A 21386-nucleotide genomic window follows, 5' to 3' on the forward strand; every position below is an offset into this window, starting at 1 on the left:
CTCTGTTTCAGTGGATAGTATTTTTTCGTTATCATCCGCTCGAATAGAAAGCAACAGATCGGGATATGGAGTCGGAAAAAGTTAAATCTACTTTCAAATATGCGTTTGGGCCGGGGCTTATTCTGGCAGCGGCCGCCATCGGGGTTTCGCATTTGGTGCAATCTACACGAGCTGGAGCTGATTACGGATTTACCCTGGTTTGGGCTGTCATCATTGCCAGCCTGATGAAATATCCTTTTCTGGAATATGGACCGCGCTACGCCACTGCAACCGGGGAAAGCCTGATTGCCGGCTACAAAAAACTGGGCAGCTGGGCACTGTGGATTTATATCATTTTTACCGTTGGGACGATGTTTGCCATACAGGCGGCGGTGACCATCGTTACTGCAAGCCTGGCTGTAGAATTAACCGGAATTGAATTACCCTTGCTGGTTTGGAGTATCATCATTTTACTGATTTGTATTGGGGTACTTTTTCGCGGGCAGTATTCGGCACTCGATTCCCTGATCAAAGTGGTGATGGTAGTTTTAACGCTTTCAACCGTTGTCGCATTTATGGTTGCCTGGTTTGACACGTCGCCTTCAGCTTTGCCCGAAGCGCCTTCGGTTTGGGATGTCGCTGGTGTTACCTTTTTAATTGCTTTGATGGGCTGGATGCCGATTCCCATTGATGCGGCCGCCTGGCATTCGTTATGGAGCCTGGAGCGTAATAAACAAACGCAGCACAAATCGAGCCTGAAAGACAGTCTGCTCGATTTCAATATTGGATATGTGGGTGCTTCTATTTTAGCGCTGATCTTTTTATCGCTTGGTGCTTTGGTCATGTTTGGGTCGGGTGTGAGTTTTTCATCATCTGGCGCGGCATTTGCCCAACAGCTCATTGATCTCTATACGCAAACGCTGGGCAACTGGGCACACTGGATCATTATCATTTGTGCTTTTACGACCATGTTCAGTACCACGCTTACGGTCACGGATTCATATCCACGGGTAACACGCGAAATTATCCGGGTAATGAAAAGCGGGGTTAGCGAATCAAAGCTTTTTTCCTACAAAGGATTGCTCTTTCTGATTTCAAGCTTATCCATGCTGGTGCTTTGGCTTACCGGAAGTCAGTTTACCTATATCATTGATCTTGCCACTTCGCTTTCTTTTCTGACCGCACCGGCGCTGGCTTTCATAAACTATCGTCTGATTATGTCACGGTTTACTCCGGAAGACCATCAGCCAGGAACATGGCTTAAAGTATTAAGCTGGCTGGGGATGGCTTTTTTGACCGCGTTCGCACTGTTGTTTTTTTACTGGCGTTTTGTTGGATAAGGTCGCTGAACCTGTTTGGCTTAACCATTGGGATTTGGTCATGTAAATCCTCTATATTTCTATATAATCAATCGAACACATATTCCCATTGAAAACAATATTCCCGCCAAGAGAGCCTTTTAACGCCTACTCCCATTATCTGGGAGCGCTTATTGCCACTTTTTGGCTCTTTTTTCTAATGTCGGCAGCTTCAGAAAGCCCGATCGGGCATCAGGTTGCATACATGGTTTATGGTATTTCTGTAATCCTGATGTTTCTATCCAGCGCTATCTACCACACGCTGAATGTGCAGAATAACATTGAAGAATTTTTCAGGATGGTGGACCACTATCTCATTTACATTGTGATAGCCGGCACCTATACACCAATGTGTGTCATTGTGTTGGAAGGGTCTTGGCAGTGGGGCATGTTATTGGGGATCTGGTTATTTGCATTGGCCGGAATTTTGAAAAAGACATTCTGGATGAATGCACCCCGCTGGTTTTCAACTGTAATTTATCTTTTTATGGGTTGGGCCTCAGTCATTATTCTGCCTATGGTTTGGAGGCTGCTTCCACACGGATTTGTATACTGGATTGCTATGGGCGGTTTATTTTATACGGTTGGTGCCGTCATCTATGCGATCAAAAAGCCAAATCCCATTCCCACAGCTTTTGGCTTTCATGAAATTTGGCATCTATTTGTATTGGGTGGAGCTTTTTCCCATTATTGGGCGGTCTACAACTATTTACCCCAGTTCAATCTAACAGGATGATACAAAGAGTTTTTCTTGCTGTATTTTGCGTTTTGTTGTTAGCACCCTCTGTAGCTTTAGCTCAGCTTTATAACTCTATGGTTATAAACCGGCCCGGAGGGTTGAACTGGCAGCAAATTAAGACAGAACATTTTCGGATTATTTTCCCGGATGGAGAAGATTCCCTGGCCTATAGGTCTGCGGCTATTCTTGAAAGCCACTATGCACAGACTTCAGAACTTACAGGAGGAAAGCTGAGAAACTTCCCGGTGATTCTGAATAACTACAATGATCTGTCCAACGGTTTTGTAAATTCGTTTAATTTTCGTTCTGAAATAGAGCTTGCTGCTATAAAAGGAAAAGGGATGAATCCGCAGTCGGGTGACTGGCTCGAGACCGTGCTCCCTCACGAGCTCATTCATGCCACTCACTTTAACATTCAACAACCCTTTGAGGATAAGAAGGCAAGCATCCCAAATTTCATCAGCATATTCTATCCGGATATTGCCCGGACATTTCATGGCTTTGCACCGGTTGGGCTGCACGAAGGGCTGGCGGTATATTATGAAACAGAATCTGTGGCACCACAAGGAGGAAGGGGTAATTATAGTTTCTTCAATAATCGTTTTAATGCCAATTTTGCAAGCCCTGGCCGCTGGAATATGGGACAGACGCTCATTCCTACAGATTACACTCAGCCCTATAATCGCCATTACATTTCGGGATATACTTTTATTGATTGGCTGCATGATGAATATGGCGATGAAGTTTCAAAAAAAGCGATCCGATATCATTATCATAATTTCTTTTTGGGGTATGGAGTTGCACTAAGAGCAAAAACCGGAAAGTGGCCGGGTCAATTGTACGCTCTTTATGAAGAAGATTTAGAAGAAAAGGAAGAAAAGCGATTAGCAGAGATCGAAATAAATACGACTGCAAAATCCCGAATTATTGATACCCGTTTTAAGGGCGAAGAAATTCATGGCCCAATATGGATATCAGATACTAAACTGCTTTTCTACGGATCTTTTTACAATGGCCGAATTGGCTTCTATACATATGATTTAGAGTCAAATGACTTGAACCTGATTAAAGAAGCATTCAGCGTTGAGGATTATAATTTTGAGATCAATGAAGGCACAGACTTCTATTTCAGCAACTACTCTCGCGACCCACTTATTCCAACTCAATATATTGCCGATGTTCAAAAACTGAATTTAGAAACGGGGAAATCAAAAAAGCTAACACATAATGCCCGGATTTATGCTCCGACTTCTAACGGGGATCGGGTATTGGGAATTCAGACGTCGGGTTCGAGCGGGAATATTGTAGAAATTATGGAAGATGGTGAGGTCGAAATACGTAAGACTTTTGATGGGGCTATCCCGATTGCCCTTCGGTTCAACCCACAGCAGCCACAACAACTGGCGGTAGTTCTGAAAAGAAGGGGTGTTCAGGCTCTTTGGATTACATCGTTAAGTACTTTTTCAGAGGACTTGAGTGAAGCCCCGGATGTGGCTTTTAATAACGCATCTGTTTTTGATCCGCAATGGCACCCGGGAGGAGAGAAAGTTTTATTCAGTATGGATGCAGGTCCGGCCATGAATGTGTACGAATATAATCTGGGGTCGGGACAGGTAACTCAGCTCACAAGTTCTGTATACAATGCATTCGAGGCTTCTTACTCACCCGATGGAAGTCAAATTGCATATATAGTGCAGGAAGTGAATGAGCGAAAAGTTGCTATCCTGAATCAGGATGATTTTTTGAATAGAGAAGTTTCAGCATCTATAAGGTTGAATGGTGATGCACTGAATGCAAAACTGAACACTCCTTTGCTTGGTGCTGCAGCTATGGACTCTATTTCCACTATTGAAAAAACTCCTTATGGCAGAGATCTTTCCTGGCTGAAGCCCCGGGCTGTATATCCGGTTTGGAAAGAAAAAGCGGGAACGTATCAATATGGAGCAGGGCTATCCAGCATTGATGCTCTTTCAAGACAGGCGTATTCAGCAGAGATAACCGGCATTCAGAACCGTTTATGGTATGATGTCACCTATACCAACAAAATGTTTTATCCTGGTTTTGAGCTAAGCGGATACAGCGATCCTCAGTTTTTCCAGGTTTCAAATCAGCAAGAAAGTTACTCGGTTATGAGGCAAGATCGAGGTTTTAGTTTTTCGCTTCCTTTTGATTATACCTTTCGTGGCGATACCAGACTAAGCTCTATCTCATTTTCACCGGAAATATCAGCTGAACAGTTCAAATATTACAATCTTCAGGCGGAAGAGCTTACCGATTTTAAAAGCAGGTATAAAGCAGGGTTCTTTTCTCAATTGAATATCGGAATTTTAAATCATCGAAGAGATATTCAGCCATCCTCAGGAATTTCATTTTTCGGATTATATGAGCAAACTTTAAATAAGGCTGATTTTTCAATTCCTACCCCGATTGGAGAGTTTCCCCGAAGTCTTACCAATCAATGGGCGGCTTATTATGGTGCTTTTGCTTTTGTTTCTCCGTTAAGAATATGGAATCAGTCGCTTCGCCTGGATCTGCAGTTTTTACAGCAGAGCAACTCACCTATCTATTCTAACGATACCATTATTCCAATGGGCTTTAACAAAACTCCGTTTCCAAACTTTAATTCACAGGGAAACGCTGCTTTTCAAAATTTGGGTCGTTTTAGTACCCGGTACACGATTCCGGTTTGGTATCCTGATACCGGTGGGTTAACAGTGCCACTTTATCTCAGCAGTATCTATTTAACAACTTTTACACACACCCTAACCGATATGGACGCCAACGACTTAGTAGCTTCCAGCAGAAGTATTTTCGGGGCTGGTTTCCATGTTCAGTTCAAAGTGTCTAACTTATTGTTTGATTTAGGAGTAGGGCTTGCATATGAGCCAACTCGGAATAACACTCAATTTATATTTGGCCAATTTTGATAAAATCATTTGTTCTTCGTGTTTCCATTGTAGCTTTTTGTGTAATTGCTTTTGGTTGTGAAGCTAAAAAGCCTGAGGATCCTCAATCAGCTCAAAACGGCAATCGAAAAAGCCCGATAGCTATTTCTTCGATCAAACATGAAGGCACCTACATTAAAGTAGTGTATGGTCAGCCATACCGGCGTGGCCGCACTATATTTGGAGATTGGGAGCCATGGGGAGAAGTTTGGCGGACGGGAGCAAACGAAGCCACAGAAATTACTTTTACTGAACCTGTTTTGATGGGAGATCAAGCCGTGCGTCAGGGAACTTATGCTCTTTTTACTATTCCTGAGCCTGACTCTTTTACCGTTATTCTGAATCATGAATTAGGCCAATGGGGAGCATTCGAATACAAACCCGAGCGCGACTATAAACGAATGAAATTCCCGGTTCAGAATTTAGAAACTCCGGTCGAGTCATTCGCTATTGAATTCTCAGAACCGGAATACAGCATGACCACGATGACCATGAAGTGGGATGTGATTAGAGTAGATATGCCTATTCGGTTTTATGGGGAATAGGTAATTTCTCCTTCTTGCGAAGGAGGAGATTTAGAGGAGATCGGAGCTAAGGGTAATCATGCTTTTCTAACTTGCTGCCGAAGGGCTGAACCCCTTCGCTTGTGCACTGGAAAAGATGCTTTATGGGTGGAAAGATGGTAACCGCTGATTAATATCTGTTCTGGTACGCAAGCGAGTCGTTTACGGCATCGCCGATTGTTTAAAAAACCACTACAGCCTTACTAATTCTCAACCAGCTTCAACAGCTCTTCGGGAACCTCAACATCCATACGCAAAACCTGAGAAGCATGGGTTTTTCCCTGGGCATCCAGCTTTAGTGATACAGTTCCGCCACCGCCAAGACTCTGATTCAGAATGAAATTCAACGCGCCGATATTGGGTAGCTCGTACCGCTCAACCTCTCCTTTGCACACATTCTTCATGTGGTCTTTTACACGTTCAGCAGTCAGGTTTTCTTTCAAAAAAGGGTAGATCTCAGGATGCCGGGCAATGATCCCAACATTACTTCCATTTCCTTTGTCGCCACTGCGACCGTGGGCAATTTTTAACAACTTTACGGTTGGCATGATGAATTGAATTTCTTTAACTGGAATTTTGACAAAGATAACCTGATTTGCCTTTACATCACAATAAAATGGAACACGGATAGAACGGATTAGTAGGATTAACGTTGAAGCAAGTTGGTAGGCTTCTAAAATATATCATAATGTTGTCATTCCGCGGCGAATGCCCGGAATCTGAAGGGTTTACAAGGTTCAGAATAATCTTTTGGCATTAATCGATTAAAAGCAAAACTCTTTAATCAGACAGGTAATAAACGACTGTAGAAACCACGCGTACATTTTTGATGTGCGGGTTGTTATTGTCCCGTGGTGAAATGCTGAACTGCCCCTGATAAGCCGTTTTGATTTTACCGAGCTTACTGTCAGAATCTTCGGCAAATTTCTGGGCTACCTTGCGGGCTTCTTTGGTAGATTCCTCGATCATCTGAGGCTTTATATCGTTCAGGCTGTTAAACAGGTATTCTGTTCGCACCTGATATTCATTTCCGGTTAAAGCCACTCCCTGCTTTCCAAGCTCAGCCAGTTTATTCATAATTCCGCGCACCTGAAGAACATCCTCAGAATAAACGGTAACGGTTTGATCGGCCACGTATCGGTATTCAGGATTATCAGCGCCACCATATTGCTGGGCTGACTTGTCGGTTACAAACGGAGTAGATGCCGAAATCTCTTCTTCGCTCACTCCATTCTCAATTAGGAAGTCTTTTATTTTTTGCTTGCTGCGCTCCAGGTCCATGTAAATATCGGAAAGCTGATTATTGGCTTCTGTAAATTGAATCGGCCAGATTACAACATCAGCAAGGTGCTCCTGTTCAGCCAGTCCCTTTACGGTAACTGTTCGCTCATATTCTTTGTAGGTAATAGCCGCGTTTCGAAGAAGAAACCCAAGGGAAGCCAAACCTACAATTATGCCGATTCCAAGTATGATAGAATTACGATTGTTCTGTGTATCCATAAAAAGAAAAGAAATTTATTAAGGCGCTAAAAATATAGCTATCTGTTTGTTAATAAGTAGTTACTCTCTGATTTATTGTTCCTTATCCCAACAAAAAAACAGCCAGCTGAAGTCCAAAAAGAAGTGGCCGTTTATTCTACGCTCGTTCTGCCATTTCCAGCCAGACAAGCTCTTTTTCTTCCAGCGTTTCCTTGAGCTGTTCAAACTCCTGAGAGAGTTCATTTAATTCCTCATAGCTTAAACCACCTGCACTCATTTTTTTCTCGAGCTCCGCTTTTTCTTCTTCCATTTTGGCAATCTCTTTCTCCAGTTTGTTGAATTCACGCCGCTCATTATAATTGAGTTTTTTGGGCTGATCTGATGTGTTTTTTTGTTTTGGGTCGGGCTTGGTATCAGCTACCGGTTTCTCCTTTTTCGGGGATGAAGTCTCACTCATACGATTCAGCATTTCTTCCCGGTATTCTTCATAGGTTCCGTGGAAATCATCGATTACACCCTGTCCCTCAAATACGAAATAGTGATCCACCAGCTTGTCCATAAAAAAGCGATCGTGAGATACAATAATCAGGCAGCCTCCAAAATTTTGAAGAAAGTCTTCCAGTTTGTTCAGAGTCAACAAGTCCAGGTCGTTGGTGGGCTCATCCAGGATTAGAAAATTGGGGTTCTTGATAAGCACCATCATCAGTCCCAGCCGCCGCTTTTCACCTCCACTCAGTTTCTCAACCGGGGTATACTGCGCTTTGGAAGGAAACATAAAATGTTCCAGAAACTGAGAAGACGTGATTTTATCGCCGTTGGAAAGCTCAATTACTTCAGCTACCTCTTTGATCACTTCAATAACCCGCTTCGACTCATCAATCTTTATTCCCTTCTGCTGATAATGACCAAAGACAATGGTTTCGCCGGTTTCAATCTCACCGGAATCCGCTTTCTCTTCGCCAAGCAAAATTTTAAGGAAGGTGCTTTTGCCTACTCCGTTTTTGCCTAATACCCCGATGCGTTCGCCCTGCAAAAACTGGTAGCTGAAGTCGTCCAGAATTATGGTTTCATCAAAAGCTTTATTGATATTTTTGAGCTCAAGTACCTTTCCGCCCATGCGGCTCATATTTACATCCAGCTGAAGCTCCGTTTCTTCGCGACCAGACTGAGCTTTTTCCCTGGTCTTGTAGAAATCTTTGATGCGCGATTTAGATTTGGTGGTTCGGGCTTTGGGGCCGCGCCGCATCCATTCCAGCTCTTTTTTCATCAGCTTGCCAGCCTTGGCAATTTCGGTAGCCTCTATCTCCTCCCGCTCGGCCTTTTTCTCGAGGTAATATTCGTAATTTCCTTTGTGGTGATAGAGTTTGCCATAATCCAGTTCCAGGATATGATTACAAACCCGATCCAGAAAGTAGCGATCGTGAGTCACCATCAGCAAGGTCATCGTACTTTTGGCGAGATACGATTCCAGCCACTCAATCATTTCTACATCCAGATGGTTAGTAGGTTCATCCAGGATCAGCAGATCCGGTTCATCCAGCAGCACAAAAGCCAGGGCAACCCGCTTGCGTTCTCCTCCGGAAAGAGAAGCGATAGACTGATCCAGATCGTAGATGTTGAGTGCGCCCAGAATCTGCTCCATCTGTTGCTCTACATCCCAGGCCTCGGCGGCATCCATGGCAGCGGTTGCTTTCTCAAAAGCCTGCTGGGTTTGTGGATTGAAATCCTCGGCCTGTTCCCGAACAGCTTTTTCATAACGCTGTACAATGCGGATCTTCTCTGAGTTTCCATGTGCGATAAACTCACTGATGGTCATGCTATCATCCATGTCGGGCTCCTGTGCGAGGAAACCAATCTGTATGCCTTTCTGAGTCATGACTTTTCCGGAATCCGGCTCCATTTCCCCGGCGAGGATTTTAAGAAGTGTAGATTTCCCGGTACCATTGGGTGCAATAAGGGCTGCTTTATCTCCTTTGGAGATGCCAAATGTCAGATCCTCAAAAAGAGGTTTAATCCCAAAATTTTTGGAAAGGTTTTCAGTGGAAAGGTAGGTCATGTAAGTTGGAGCAATTAGAACTCAATTGATGAAGCAGTAAAATAAGGATTTTGCAACGAGAACCCATTCTTTGGTTTTACCTTCATCTTCTTCATTTGTTATTTCGATTGTGAGGAGGGGTTCGATAATTTAAGATCTTAACAAATTTAGGATTGATACTAACCCAGCATGTGTTTAAGCTAACTGAATAATTAAAAGAGGTTGTATTTGAAGTTTAAGAATCCACCAGTACAAGAAAATCAGGATGGCGAAGAGCGCTCAGTAGGCTTTGAATTTGAATTCACCGGTGTAGAAATGGCCGATGCAGCCGATATGATTGTTGACCTTTATGGCGGCGAAGTCGAGCAGATTAGTGGATATGAGTTTAAGGTAAATGATACCGGCTTCGGTACGTTTTCTTTGGAGCTGGATGCCAGTCTTTTCCTCAATAAAAAATATGAGGGTGTTTTAAAATCTGTGGGCCTGAATGTGGAAAAGCTCAAAAACAAAGCCAAGCTTGAAGATACGCTAAGAGAGATGGCTTCAACAGTAGTTCCGTTTGAGATTATTACACCACCGATCCCGCTTTCAAAATTAGATGTCCTGAATAAACTGGTCGACAAACTCCGGGATTGGAAAGCCAAAGGAACCGGGAGTTCCTTCTTTTATGCTTTTGGACTGCACTTGAATCCGGAAGTGCCGGAGTTAACAGCCGAAAGTTTGCATCGGCATTTAAAAGCCTATGTAATGCTGGATGCGTGGATTCGTCAGGATGCTGAAATTGATATCAGCCGTAAACTGACGCCCTACATTAATGAGTACGAGATGAAATATATCCGGCATATTCTGCAGGAAGAATACCAGCCTGATTTGGAAACGCTGATTCGGGATTATTTTGAATTTGATAACTCCCGGAATCGCCCGTTGGATATGCTCCCCGTATTCAAGTTTTTGAATAAGGAACTTACGGAAGAACTGTTAGAAGATACGTTGACCTCAGCTCGGCCAACTTTTCATTACCGGCTTCCGAATTGCTCCATTCAGGATGAAAGCTGGTCAATGGGCGAGGAATGGAACCGTTGGTGGTTGGTTGAACGTTTAGCAAATGATGAACAGGCACTGAATCAATACGCAAGGAGGTTTCTGGGAATGGACGAGAAAACGCTGTTTAGCGTAAAAAGAAAATGGATCAAACTCATGGATCGCTGGGTGCAAGATGTACGATAGAGAACCGGTTATTGGTATAACAGGTCCAGTTGAAGGTGGAACAGGCGCTTGGATTTTTACTGCATTGTCAGTAATTCTGCAGGGCGGTAAGCCCCTGCGTATCAACCCGGATATGCCCAGAAGCATCGATCAGATAGATGGACTGATTTTGGGTGGAGGCGCTGATGTGGAGCCTCTGAAATATGGCCAGCAGCGCATTATAAAAGCCAAACTGGCTCGAGATAAGCGTACCGTTTTTGAATGGATTCTTTCCATATTATTTTTCCCACTCTACTGGCTGGCCCGCTATTTCCAACACACTAAAAAATCACCTATCGACCTGGGGCGGGATAAGCTGGAACTAAAACTACTGTCACAGGCGATCGAACGAGGGTTGCCGGTGTTGGGCATTTGCAGAGGAATGCAGCTTATGAATGTGCATTTTAAGGGGACGCTACACCAGGATATTCGCGGGTTTTATGCAGAGAAAGCGCAGGTCTCATCTATCTTTCCAAAAAAGCGAATCAGGATTAAAGATCATACCAAACTCTGCGAGTTGCTCCAAACCGATATCTGCAACGTCAATGCCTTGCACAACCAGGCTATTGATAAGCCAGGAGAAGGAATCGAAGTGGCTTGTACGGAATTAAATACCAGAATCACACAGGCTATTGAACATACCGAATATCCCTTCATGATTGGTGTGCAATGGCACCCGGAATACCTGATCCAAATCGCCCGCCAGCGAAATATCTTTAAGCAGCTGGTTAATGCGGCAAAGTGATTTACGTTTTTAACGAGCTTTGAATTTACTGGTGATCACTTCTTTTTCGTCTTTGAAATCATAGGCTATTCCAATTTAAGGTGATTGTCTTGCCTGACAAGATCAGGGCGAGTTCCATAGGGGTCGATACTCACATACTGTGGAAGAGTGTCAACCTGTATCACCAACTGCTGTTTGCCATCTTTAATTTCGCGGGGCTTAAGAATTATAATGTCTTCTTTAGAAGCTTCGGAAGGATGAACTGAAAACAGCCCAATCGATACCGGCTCATTCATTGAAACCGGGGATTCTATTCCGTTAATCGACTCAAGTTTTTCTGCTTCTATAGTAATAGTAATCTGAAAGGTACCATTGGCAAGTGTGCTATATCCTGCATCAGATATTGACAGGTTATAGGTAATGATTTTCTTAAACCAGTCATCAATCAGGCTATGATATTCCTTCGGTATGGACTTATAGATTTCATTTAAGAACTCTGGCGAAGTTACCGATGCATCGAGTTCATTTTTATGTCGATTTATCAGGGTTTTTAATACCCGGTTTAATGATTCTTCACCAATGAGTTCTTTAAGGGCCATCATCACAATATAGCTTTTCCCATAGAGCATGTAGTGTTCCCCCTGCTCCAGGTAAAGGGGTTGTTCCGGTGCAGAAGCGTAAGAACGCCCATTAAAATAGGTATGATTGGCAGACTCACTGAGTTGATAAAGGGAGGCCATGCCGTAGTATTTTTCCATTACAACGGCTTCGGTGTATTTGGCAAAGCCTTCTACAAAAATGGCACCTCCACTTATGCTTTGAGTACTCAGCATATGTCCCCACCACTGGTGCGCTACTTCGTGAATGGCGCGTTTTGCAACCAAGCTGAAAGTGGAAGTATCCCTTTCATCAACAAGATAGAAGTTATCTTCAACCATGCTGATGGTACCACTGGCAGCGAAGCCTCCAAATCCCCAGAATGAAGGTATTTCTACAATACGCAGGTGTTCAAGGGGATATTCTCCAAACTCTTTCTGAGCGTAATCCAGGGTTTGTTTCATGCTACTCATAGTGGTCGGATTATTGAACTCATGACCGGGATGGAAATAATGCTCAAGGCTGATTCCTTTATAGTCCTCTTGTTCTATGGCATAATCTGCAGAATGATAGCTAATGGCGGGAGCTACTGGTTTTGAAGATTCATACCGGTAGTAGTTTCTGCCATTTTTCGACCATTGTTCTTTTAGATCACCGACAGAGATACCTGTTTGGGACGCAGGTACAGATAATGTAGTTTCCAAATCAACCCGACCAAAACCGGATTCCATCACTTCAAAATCGGCTGCTGAAGGTTGCTCTTGTTCACGTTCTGGGAGGCCGCGCTTTTCACGTTCTGTTTTGTCGGAAACTTCCAGGTTATCCGTATAGCCCAAATAAGGACTAAAATCCCTCAGATGCACATAACTTCCGTTATCCACCAGGTCATTTCCGGAACGGAGTCCTTCTTGATTGCTTTGTGCAGTGAATGTGAGTGCGACCTTATCACCGGGAAGCACCGGCTTGTTGAAGAGAAATTCATAGATACCAAGCGTGGCATCGTGATAGATGAGGGTAGCACCTTCGAGCTGAATATCGGTTATGCTTTTCTTTTCTATGATCAGAGCCCTGTTCACAACGGTATCACTTTTGTTCGTTAAAGTGTAAACAGCATCTACAGTGTAGCTTCTTTTTTCCGGATAAAGCGCCACATTTGTTGAAATAGCAACGGGATACAGCCACTTTTCTTCATCGTAATGTTTGTACTTTTTTTCATAGTCGGCCCATCGATCCAGTCTTTCACTCGTTGACAGGTATTCTGATTCGATATTGGTTTTGTAGAAGATCATCCCTGAAGTGCACAAGAAAGCTATTCCAAGAACTGCAACAACAGCTAATCGTCTCTGCGACCATCCTCTGAATAACTGTCTGGCATGAATAAGAAATCGCTCGGTGATACCCCGTCTCCAAATGTGAAGTGCTATCAGAGACAAAATCAGCCCCAGTATCATCCAATGTGTGGAAAACAGGTAAAAGGTCCCGGCATTATTACTGACTCCGGTCATATCAGAAAAGGTAACCGATGGCATGGCACCTACTTTCAATAACGGATGTTCAATGCCAAGGGATCCGGACAGAGGGGTGGCGAAAACGGCAACAAAAAGTCCGGTGATGGCCATCCCTAAATACTTATCCGGTGAGAGTGCCTGCACAAACATCCCGAACAGTATGTAGAAAGCAAGGGGAATTCCCTGGAAGTAGTATAGTGACAGATAGGTGCCCGCATCAATGACGGTATAATCCATCACCAATTGAAAAACGATAGCAATAACAATTTCAAGGGTGATGAACATCAACGGGATGAAAAGCAGCACTGAAACCTTCGACCAAAAGAAGGAGGCATTGGAAGCGGGAGTTGCATCCAGAATAAGATGCATATTCTCACTTCGCTCTTTCCAGCCCCACTCGCCACTATAAAATATAACCAGCATCACACCAAAGATGAATAAGGCGGTGTTGTTTAAACCAGCTAATAAGGCTGTGACCGGATATAGACTTTCGGAGTAGCTACCACCCTCAATGAGCTTAGAAGAAAACTCGGCTCCAATAACAAATATGATGAAAGCGAGCATGGCCTGAAAAGGCAGGCTTTTGAACAGCTGCTTGACCCCTGTTTTACTCTGAGCAATGAAACTATGCCAAAAAAGTCGACTGCTGCTTAATGATGGATTAACCGGACGGTAAATGGTGTCTTTTACATCATTTTTTTCAGGTGCTACTTTATCGGGGGTGGAATCCTTTTTTCCTTTTTGGAAGGTTCGAAATGAAAAAAACCTATAGGAAAGACCTAATATTGCGAAAGAGACGCCTATCCAGAGTAAACGGTTGAGCAGGAAATTCCCACTTAGTGACACCCAGACCGTATTTTTTTGAAGAGGAGTGAGGTACTGGCTTTGCTCCATAAAAGCTGATATCCCAAATGGGTCACCCAGCGCAGCCAGCGTCATATTATCGGTGTGAGTGGGGGTTGAACCGGCCAGCATCGGAGAGTCGAAGAAAAAGGAACAAACAAAGTAAAGCACATACACCAGGATGGCAGATGCGTAAATCGACATGCGGTTTTTGGAAAGGAGTCCCACAGAAAATATAAAGGCAGAACAGATGAAGACGTTCGGTAGCACGAATACCAGCCAATTCCAGAAATAGGGAGAAACAGAAAATGGAGAGAGGCGATCGGGGTCCAAATCAAAGAGGAGCGTGCCTGTCATCATACCAAGCAAAAGTGGACTTACGGACAGAATGCTGAACACAAACACCCCGGAAAACCGACTCATGAAAAATTGGTGCTTTTGAACTCCGGTGCTGAAAATAATTTCCTGCATCTGGTAGGTACGGTCCCGTAATATCCCATTTATCACAAAAAACATGATGGCAAAAACCGCTCCGAGCGTAAAAATGGAGGTATAATAGCTGATTTGGTACGGGGCATTAAAGTCAACAAGGTCGGGGGCAAAAGCCTGACCGCCAATCTGCAAACCGCAAAGGAAGAACAGGATCATAGCAGCGGGTAATGCCCACAGCTTTTTCTGGTACTTAAGTTCGAATCTGAATAATGCTGAGATCATGATAAGCCCATAGTTTGCTGTTCTGATTTTGGAACAATAGAGAAATAGTAATCTTCCAGGTTTGGAGGAACTGCTTCAAAATCGATGTCGGGTACGTGTTCTGCCTTTATGTGAATCTGAGTCTCTCCGGCTACCAGTCGCGTGGAAATCACGTCATAGTTTTCTCGATAGTGGGGGAGGTCATCGGAGGGAATCGTCTTTCTCCATATTTGTCCGTCTAAACTTTCTACAAGATCAGAAGGATTGCCGTGAATCAGTATGCTGCCGCGATCCAGAATTGCCATACTGGAGCAGAGGTTGTAAATGTCAGCGACTATATGAGTGGAAAGAATGACGATGATATTCTCCCCGATTTTACTCAGCATATTCAGGAACCGATGCCGTTCTTCGGGATCCAATCCTGCTGTCGGTTCATCGACAATGATGATCTTCGGATCTCCAAGCAGAGCCTGGGCAATACCAAAACGCTGGCGCATTCCTCCCGAATAGGTATGGACGTGCTTTTTCCGGTGCTCCCATAAATTGGTTTGATGCAGCAGGCTTTCAATTTGCTGGCTGCGCTCTTTCTTATTCAAAAGTCCCTTTAAAACACCAATGTGGTGTAAAAGCTCAACGGCCGTTAGTTTAGGATACACCCCGAATTCCTGGGGAAGGTATCCAAGTCCTTTGCGAATAATATCCGGATTTTGGTGTATGTCGCACTCGTTAAACTGAATTCTGCCCGAAGTGGGAGATTGTAGCGTGGCGATGGTACGCATCAGGGAAGACTTTCCTGCTCCATTGGCTCCAAGCAGACCAAACATCCCATTCTCTATGGTAAGAGATACATCGTTCAGCGCTTTGGTTCCATTGGGATAGGTTTTGGATATGTTTTGAATGTGGAGGGTATTCATAGCAACTCATTTTTGTTGAATTTGATCGAAGCTACGCAGGCAGGTTTGCTTTGTTCACCGGATTGGATAAACAGCAGTATTCTTGATATGGACAGTGAGTAAACAGGCATGAATCCGGTTGATGAAGCAAACAGATGGGTTCATGTTAAAAACGATATCGTTCATCCATAGGCAGAGAATGAATGCCGGATTTGTCCTATTTTGAATCATGATAAAAGATTGGACGAAATATCAGGCGTTTGTCATAGGGCCGGCTATCACTTATGCAATGATCTTGTTTATGGAATACATAGACCTGATCAGGGTACCCTCAGGGGCGTGGATATCGAATACGCTTGGGTTCTTGTTTTATGCCCTATTCATTTCACTTGCAATCCATAAATACCTGGCAAAGGGAGGTTCGCTGATTAGAGTTGGGGCAGGTTTTGGCATTCTGGCCATTGTGATTTTCAGTATCGGATATTTCACCAGTAATATTCAGGATAATCCACTGATGATTTTACTGATGATCTCTTTCTGGCTGGTGCTATTCTATTTCATTTTACCGGAATTTTTCCAAAAGTATCGATGGCTGATTGTCGGCTTATACGGGGGGTCGGCACTATTCTTTTTATACGCAAGGCTATTCACGGGGAGCTTTGAATTGTATGAAAGCACTTATAAAGTCTGGGCACTGAGCTTATTTTTGCTTCCCATTCCCATTCTTATAAGCCTTTGGTTTTATGAACAATGGAAATGGTTCCGAACCCTGAAAGCGGAGAAAGCCAAAGCGGAACTGGCCTTGTTGAGAAGCCAGATCAATCCACATTTTTTCTTCAATACATTAAACAACCTTTACTCGTTGGTGGTACATCAGTCTGATAAAGCTCCGGAAGTAGTCCTGAAACTGTCGGATATGATGAGATATACCATTTATGAAGGGAAGAAAGATATGGTGCCTTTGAATGAAGAAGTTGAATACCTGCAGCGCTATATCGACTTGCACAAAATAAGGTATCAAAAGGAAGTGGATATCCGGTTCGAAAAGCCGGAAGATTCTGATGCCGATATCGCACCATTACTGTTTATTGTCCCTCTGGAAAATTCGTTCAAACACGGAGTGGAAAGTATGCGGGAAGGAGCGTATATACACCTTTCTGTAAAAACAGATGCCAGAGAAGGAAAAGTTGTTTTTGAAATTAGTAATAACTTTGAAGAACAGGAAGGAGAAGCTGAAAAGGGTATTGGCCTCCAAAATCTTAAGCAACGCCTGGAATTGTTATACCCCGACCGGCATAAGCTGGATATTTTGAAAGAAGAAGGCGTATTTACGATAATCCTTGAGCTCTGTTAATTATGATCAAATGTATAATTGTAGATGATGAACCTCTGGCTCACGACCTTGTGAGTACCTTTTGTGAACGATTGCCTCATCTTCAGGTGGTTGCCCAATGTTATGATGCTCTGGAAGCTTTGGAGTGGCTTAATTCAAACAAAGCGGACTTAATGTTTCTTGATCTGCATATGCCCAAACTCAAAGGGTTTGATTTTCTCCGAACCCTGCAGAATCCGCCAAAGGTAATTGTAACCACCGCATATAAAGAGCATGCCCTCGAAGGCTACGAACTTGCTATAGAAGACTACCTGGTTAAGCCGTTCAGCTTTGAGCGATTTTTGAAGGCTGTTAACCGAGCTATTTCACAATCCTCTTCAGCAGGAAAGGAAAAAGAAAGTCAGGGAGGAGAAGAATTCAAATCCACTTCCCGTTTTTTTGTAAAGGGAGATAAGGAGTATCATCAGGTGAATACGGAAGACATTCTGTACGTGGAAGCCCGGGGAAATTATTCCGCTTTATTTTTGAAAGGGGAAGAACTATTGGTTCATGAAAAGATCTCGGATCTGGAAGAGCTGCTTCCGCAACCTTCATTTATGCGTGTGCATCGTTCGTTCATTGTAGCGGCAGACAAGATCAAAACTATACAGGGAAATACCATCACCCTGGGAAAGCATGAAGTCCCCATAGGGCAGACATACAGCAAAACGGTTCGGGATGAAATTCTAAAACGGGAATAAATAGAACAGAGATCTTGACGTTTGGCTTTATATGCTACTCATACCAGGGCAATATTTTATTTCTATTACTCCACATATAGATGCCTGCACATAAAAAAGTTATGCTAAGTAGAACACTCAACAAGCCCAGTTGTCCATCTATGTGCCCCTCAGGTATTGGTTTTATAAATTCGTTTGTAGCACTTAATAAAAGCCTCACTGTAGACCAAAGGATGATCAAGGCAGACCAAAGCCCGACACTTCTTTTGTATGCTTTCGGTGATTTTTTAAGGCTAAATAAAATCAAGGCTAAAATTGTGAGTATGATTAACAGAGGCACGAAACTTCCGATGAGGGCATATAGCACGCCTTTATAAATGAAAAAAATCAATGTCAGGCTCAGGCTTAAACTAAAAAGCCGGTCCTGGTTAAATATGTTGCGCAAGTGGTCCGTTGATTTTACCATTACAGCACCAGTTTTTTTATAATTTCTGCCACCAGATTTGAACTGGAAAGTAAGTAGCTGAAATCCACCGTCTCGAAGGTATCTTTGGGAGAGTCTTTGTAGGGAGTGGAATCACGATGATAGAATAATTCACCGGCTCCGATTACACTGTAGCCGCCGGGAACAAAAGCATCAAAATCTGTTGAGCTTACCTCGTACCCAATCGGATCAATGACTATCTCATGTATTGGGATGTTGTGAGCAGCAGCTGTTTCTTTATAGATTGATCGTAATGATTCAGATGGAGAAAAAATCTCCATAGCTTTATCCTGATTCTCATCCCATCCAACCATGTCAAAACAATGAATGGAGTGTACATTCCATTGCTTCTCTTTGATGAGATCCAGAAAAGCCCGGCTTCCGATCAGCTCTTCCTCTTCCTGGTCAAAAAATACCAGTACTATATTTTTGTCTCTGGATTTCATTTCAGCTACTTCTTGTGCAACGCTGTAAATAAGGGCGATGCCAGTGGCATTATCAATGGCTCCCGGGGCATTTCTCTTTCCGGTATCATAATGAGCACCAAGAATGATGTATTCGTTGCTGGATTGGGTAGCAGGAAGAATTCCATACACATTGGACCCTTGGAATGGGCCAACGATCAAATCAATAGCAGGGTTGAGATTGGGTGACATATAGTGTTGCTCCTGAGGCTCGATATTCAATTGTAAAAGCAACTCTTTTAAATACCTTTCGGCCAGTTTGCGTTCTTCTTTAGACCAGCGAATGCCCATGGTTATATTATTAGCCAGCTCATATTCACCGGACAAATGCCCGACAATTTGTTGCTGATATTCGGATTTTTCTTTAGATAAGTTATCCTCCAACAGGGCTTGAACATCCTCACTACTTTGGCACGAGGTTAATGTCACAATTATGGTAATAAGGAAAACAATTCTTCTCATTAGCTGAAATGGCTGATAACGGCACGGGATTATAATTTGGTAGAAGTAGCGAAATTAATTCCTGGCAATCAAGTTCCATCGCACCTCGTCCGCGGTCTCTGCTGAACTTGATCCAGTATCCGATTTAAAACGCATTTTTAGCCGCCGCTATATGTCTGAAAGAGAGATTTCCTGTACCGATTTAAAATCTTTTGTATTAAAAGTGGCCACTTCCTGGATGCCATGTGCCAAACCAATGCTGATTATCTCAAAGTCATGGATTTTAAGACCGGAAGGGGAATACCGATGTACCAAGTCCAGCAAAATTGCCAGTGATTCCGGTGTGGGATAGATAACTTCCACACTCTGAATGATCTCCTCAATAATTTCTAAAGCCAATTCAGAGTTGAGATTATAGCCCGAGGATTTAGTAACAACGGTTAAAAATTCGATTAAATTCTTTGAGGTGGTTACAAGCTGTTTTTCTGTCTGATCTAAAATCTGTTTTGCTTGATCGTAATATTTAGAGTCCTCATCAATTCCATACACAAAAATATTGGTATCAATAAGTACTCTACTCATAGGCTACAGATCGTAGGTTTTGATTATCCAGTTTTCCCTTAAGTTTTAAAGAGCGGATATTCAGCTTGGTTTTTTTAGTCTTATTGAGAGAAGACAAATACAGATATACTTTTTCCAATTCCGTGTCAGAGAGTCGATCTATTTCTTTTTTAACTTTCTCTTTTGTAATCATGGTATACAGATTTGTTAACAGCAATAATTTAACTAACGCAAAGGAATTTTCATAAGTATAGCAACGATGGTGATAAGGCGGCTAACGACCCTGCGTTTAAACGGCGCGGGGATTATAATTTAGTTGAAGTAGCGAAATTAATTCCTTGCAATCAAGTTCCATTGTACCCCGTCCGATTTAAAACGCATTGTTATACCCGCGCTTATTGAATGTTAAAATTGAACTTAATTCCATTGATATTTTTGTTCGGCTCAATTCTAAAACCTGGTGTATTGGTTGTATCAAGTACAACAGATACAGAATCATTTGAAAACCATTCAATATTTGGCGGAATTCGATTAATCATTAAAACATTTCCAGTCAAAGGATAACTTTCTGAAGAATCGACAACTGACATTTGAATAGCAGTGTAACCTAATGCGCCAGAATCATAATTGTAGAGCCCAATTTTATTTGTGGAATCTGGTGAAAACGATTCTTCCAAAATGAGCTGCTTTTCAACTTGCCAAATATCATCATTGAGAGAATTAAAAGCAGAGGTAATCATATAAACCCAAACGCCAAATCCAATTACTCCGACAACGATAACACCAAGAAGTATTTTTAAAAAGGTTTTAGCCATTTCTAACCTTTGGATAGCAGTTTTGATATATCGACAAATAAAGTTCGATAGCCAATATAATTGAATTCAAGTAGATAGCCATTTTCATAATCGAAGTTTAGTTCAAAACTACCTACAGAGTCTGCCCTAAATTCTTCGATGGTATTTCGTTCACTGTTTAGAACTTTGATGTTAGCATTTATCAATTTTTCTTTAGAATCGTTGATATAGATTCCTGTAAGATATCCACCAATTTTTAGTGTTTGCGATCTTTGAACTAATTCAGAAATTTCTACTTCAATTTCACCCTTTAGTACATCTCCGTCATGGCTATCAATACCATAATCTGCTTTATAATTAATTATGGCTGAATTAACCTCGTTTCCATTTACAGAAAGAAAGGGAGTTAGATTTATTGAAGATGTATTTTTGGTACTAGCACAGGAAGCAAATACCAAAAAAAGAAAAATGGATATGTAGAAATGGCTCTTCAAGATTTCAGTGGGTATAACGACCCAGACCGCGTTCGAGTCCGCTTGAAACGCTTTACCTTATCCATAAGAGAAAACCCAAGTTTAACAAGCAAATAACAATTCCAATATAACTGATTCTTTTATTTAGCTTTTTTCGAATGCTAATTACACCTAATGAAATGCCAATAACCTGACTTATTACAAGTAATTCATATGTTATAATCGGAACAGCTTCAATATTAATTAGACCTTTAAATTTTTCAATTTCGATAAATACCTTTTCTGCTCGATTTGACCAGTCGGCTATAGAGTATACACCGAATACTCCAATTAATATTGATAGATAGCCTGCGTATTTCATGACAGAAAAGTTTGCTAACGACCCAGCGTTTAAACGGCGCGGGGATTATGAGTTAGTTGAAGTAGCGAAATTAATTCCTGGCAATCAAGTTCCATCGAACCCAGTCCGCGTCCGATTTAAAACGCCTTGTTATACGCTGAATTAATTTCCTATTT

19 protein-coding genes are annotated in these 21386 nt (G+C 42.5%); 8 read left to right on the forward strand and 11 right to left on the reverse strand.

Going from position 1 to position 21386, the window contains the following annotated elements; translation table 11 throughout:
* Window positions 1–65: 65 nt before the first annotated feature.
* From RIB15_RS06945 to RIB15_RS06960, 4 genes are all read left to right on the forward strand, one after another.
* Window positions 66–1319, forward strand: coding sequence for an Nramp family divalent metal transporter (locus tag RIB15_RS06945; RefSeq protein ID WP_350201426.1), 1254 nt, complete (start codon window positions 66–68; stop codon window positions 1317–1319).
* 88 nt (window positions 1320–1407) lie between these two features.
* The gene (gene trhA / locus RIB15_RS06950; RefSeq protein ID WP_350201427.1) at window positions 1408–2073 is read left to right on the forward strand and encodes a PAQR family membrane homeostasis protein TrhA; all 666 of its coding nucleotides are present in this window, start codon (window positions 1408–1410) and stop codon (window positions 2071–2073) included.
* A complete protein-coding gene (locus tag RIB15_RS06955; protein ID WP_350201428.1) occupies window positions 2070–5003 on the forward strand; it encodes a TolB family protein in 2934 nt (977 codons plus the stop codon). Before trhA ends, RIB15_RS06955 begins: the two co-directional genes overlap by 4 nt.
* The gene (locus RIB15_RS06960; protein WP_350201429.1) at window positions 5000–5566 is read left to right on the forward strand and encodes a DUF2911 domain-containing protein; all 567 of its coding nucleotides are present in this window, start codon (window positions 5000–5002) and stop codon (window positions 5564–5566) included. The genes RIB15_RS06955 and RIB15_RS06960 overlap by 4 nt, the downstream gene beginning before the upstream one ends.
* A 221-nt stretch (window positions 5567–5787) precedes the next feature.
* On the opposite strand, the gene RIB15_RS06965 is transcribed toward RIB15_RS06960, so the two are convergent.
* The 3 genes from RIB15_RS06965 to RIB15_RS06975 form a co-directional block, all read right to left on the reverse strand.
* Complete coding sequence (locus tag RIB15_RS06965; protein WP_350201430.1) at window positions 5788–6132, reverse strand: AtuA-related protein; 345 nt, start codon at window positions 6130–6132, stop codon at window positions 5788–5790.
* Window positions 6133–6364: 232 nt separating this feature from the next.
* Window positions 6365–7084 (reverse strand): SIMPL domain-containing protein, encoded by a 720-nt coding sequence (locus RIB15_RS06970; protein ID WP_350201431.1) that lies wholly within the window; start codon window positions 7082–7084, stop codon window positions 6365–6367.
* Window positions 7085–7220: 136 nt separating this feature from the next.
* The gene (locus tag RIB15_RS06975; protein WP_350201432.1) at window positions 7221–9119 is read right to left on the reverse strand and encodes an ABC-F family ATP-binding cassette domain-containing protein; all 1899 of its coding nucleotides are present in this window, start codon (window positions 9117–9119) and stop codon (window positions 7221–7223) included.
* 207 nt (window positions 9120–9326) lie between these two features.
* On the opposite strand from RIB15_RS06975, the gene RIB15_RS06980 reads away from it, so the two are divergent.
* On the forward strand, window positions 9327–10325 hold the full coding sequence (locus RIB15_RS06980; RefSeq protein ID WP_350201433.1) for an amidoligase family protein: 999 nt from the start codon (window positions 9327–9329) through the stop codon (window positions 10323–10325).
* A complete protein-coding gene (locus RIB15_RS06985; protein WP_350201434.1) occupies window positions 10315–11088 on the forward strand; it encodes a gamma-glutamyl-gamma-aminobutyrate hydrolase family protein in 774 nt (257 codons plus the stop codon). Before RIB15_RS06980 ends, RIB15_RS06985 begins: the two co-directional genes overlap by 11 nt.
* Window positions 11089–11153: 65 nt before the next feature.
* On the opposite strand, the gene RIB15_RS06990 is transcribed toward RIB15_RS06985, so the two are convergent.
* Both RIB15_RS06990 and RIB15_RS06995 read right to left on the reverse strand, forming a co-directional pair.
* Window positions 11154–14729 (reverse strand): ABC transporter permease/M1 family aminopeptidase, encoded by a 3576-nt coding sequence (locus tag RIB15_RS06990; RefSeq protein ID WP_350201435.1) that lies wholly within the window; start codon window positions 14727–14729, stop codon window positions 11154–11156.
* Window positions 14726–15622: an ABC transporter ATP-binding protein gene (locus RIB15_RS06995; RefSeq protein WP_350201436.1), complete on the reverse strand. Its 897-nt coding sequence runs from the start codon at window positions 15620–15622 to the stop codon at window positions 14726–14728. Before RIB15_RS06995 ends, RIB15_RS06990 begins: the two co-directional genes overlap by 4 nt.
* A gap of 208 nt (window positions 15623–15830) precedes the next feature.
* On the opposite strand from RIB15_RS06995, the gene RIB15_RS07000 reads away from it, so the two are divergent.
* Window positions 15831–16955: a sensor histidine kinase gene (locus tag RIB15_RS07000; RefSeq protein ID WP_350201437.1), complete on the forward strand. Its 1125-nt coding sequence runs from the start codon at window positions 15831–15833 to the stop codon at window positions 16953–16955.
* A 2-nt stretch (window positions 16956–16957) separates the two neighbouring features.
* Window positions 16958–17674, forward strand: coding sequence for a LytR/AlgR family response regulator transcription factor (locus tag RIB15_RS07005; RefSeq protein ID WP_350201438.1), 717 nt, complete (start codon window positions 16958–16960; stop codon window positions 17672–17674).
* Between the two features lie 444 nt (window positions 17675–18118).
* On the opposite strand, the gene RIB15_RS07010 is transcribed toward RIB15_RS07005, so the two are convergent.
* The 6 genes from RIB15_RS07010 to RIB15_RS07035 form a co-directional block, all read right to left on the reverse strand.
* Window positions 18119–19063 (reverse strand): M28 family metallopeptidase, encoded by a 945-nt coding sequence (locus tag RIB15_RS07010; RefSeq protein ID WP_350201439.1) that lies wholly within the window; start codon window positions 19061–19063, stop codon window positions 18119–18121.
* A 147-nt stretch (window positions 19064–19210) separates the two neighbouring features.
* On the reverse strand, window positions 19211–19624 hold the full coding sequence (locus RIB15_RS07015) for a type II toxin-antitoxin system VapC family toxin (RefSeq protein ID WP_350201440.1): 414 nt from the start codon (window positions 19622–19624) through the stop codon (window positions 19211–19213).
* Window positions 19617–19796: a hypothetical protein gene (locus RIB15_RS07020; RefSeq protein WP_350201441.1), complete on the reverse strand. Its 180-nt coding sequence runs from the start codon at window positions 19794–19796 to the stop codon at window positions 19617–19619. The genes RIB15_RS07015 and RIB15_RS07020 overlap by 8 nt, the downstream gene beginning before the upstream one ends.
* Window positions 19797–19998: 202 nt before the next feature.
* Window positions 19999–20418 carry a DUF1206 domain-containing protein gene (locus tag RIB15_RS07025; protein ID WP_350201442.1) on the reverse strand — a complete coding sequence of 140 codons (420 nt, stop codon included), beginning with the start codon at window positions 20416–20418 and terminating at the stop codon, window positions 19999–20001.
* Window positions 20419–20420: 2 nt separating this feature from the next.
* The gene (locus RIB15_RS07030) at window positions 20421–20891 is read right to left on the reverse strand and encodes a hypothetical protein (RefSeq protein WP_350201443.1); all 471 of its coding nucleotides are present in this window, start codon (window positions 20889–20891) and stop codon (window positions 20421–20423) included.
* 52 nt (window positions 20892–20943) lie between these two features.
* Window positions 20944–21231, reverse strand: a complete 288-nt coding sequence (locus RIB15_RS07035; RefSeq protein WP_350201444.1) for a hypothetical protein — start codon at window positions 21229–21231, stop codon at window positions 20944–20946.
* Window positions 21232–21386: the final 155 nt, after the last annotated feature.

Source organism: Gracilimonas sp. (genome assembly GCF_040218225.1).
Taxonomy (GTDB): domain Bacteria; phylum Bacteroidota; class Rhodothermia; order Balneolales; family Balneolaceae; genus Gracilimonas.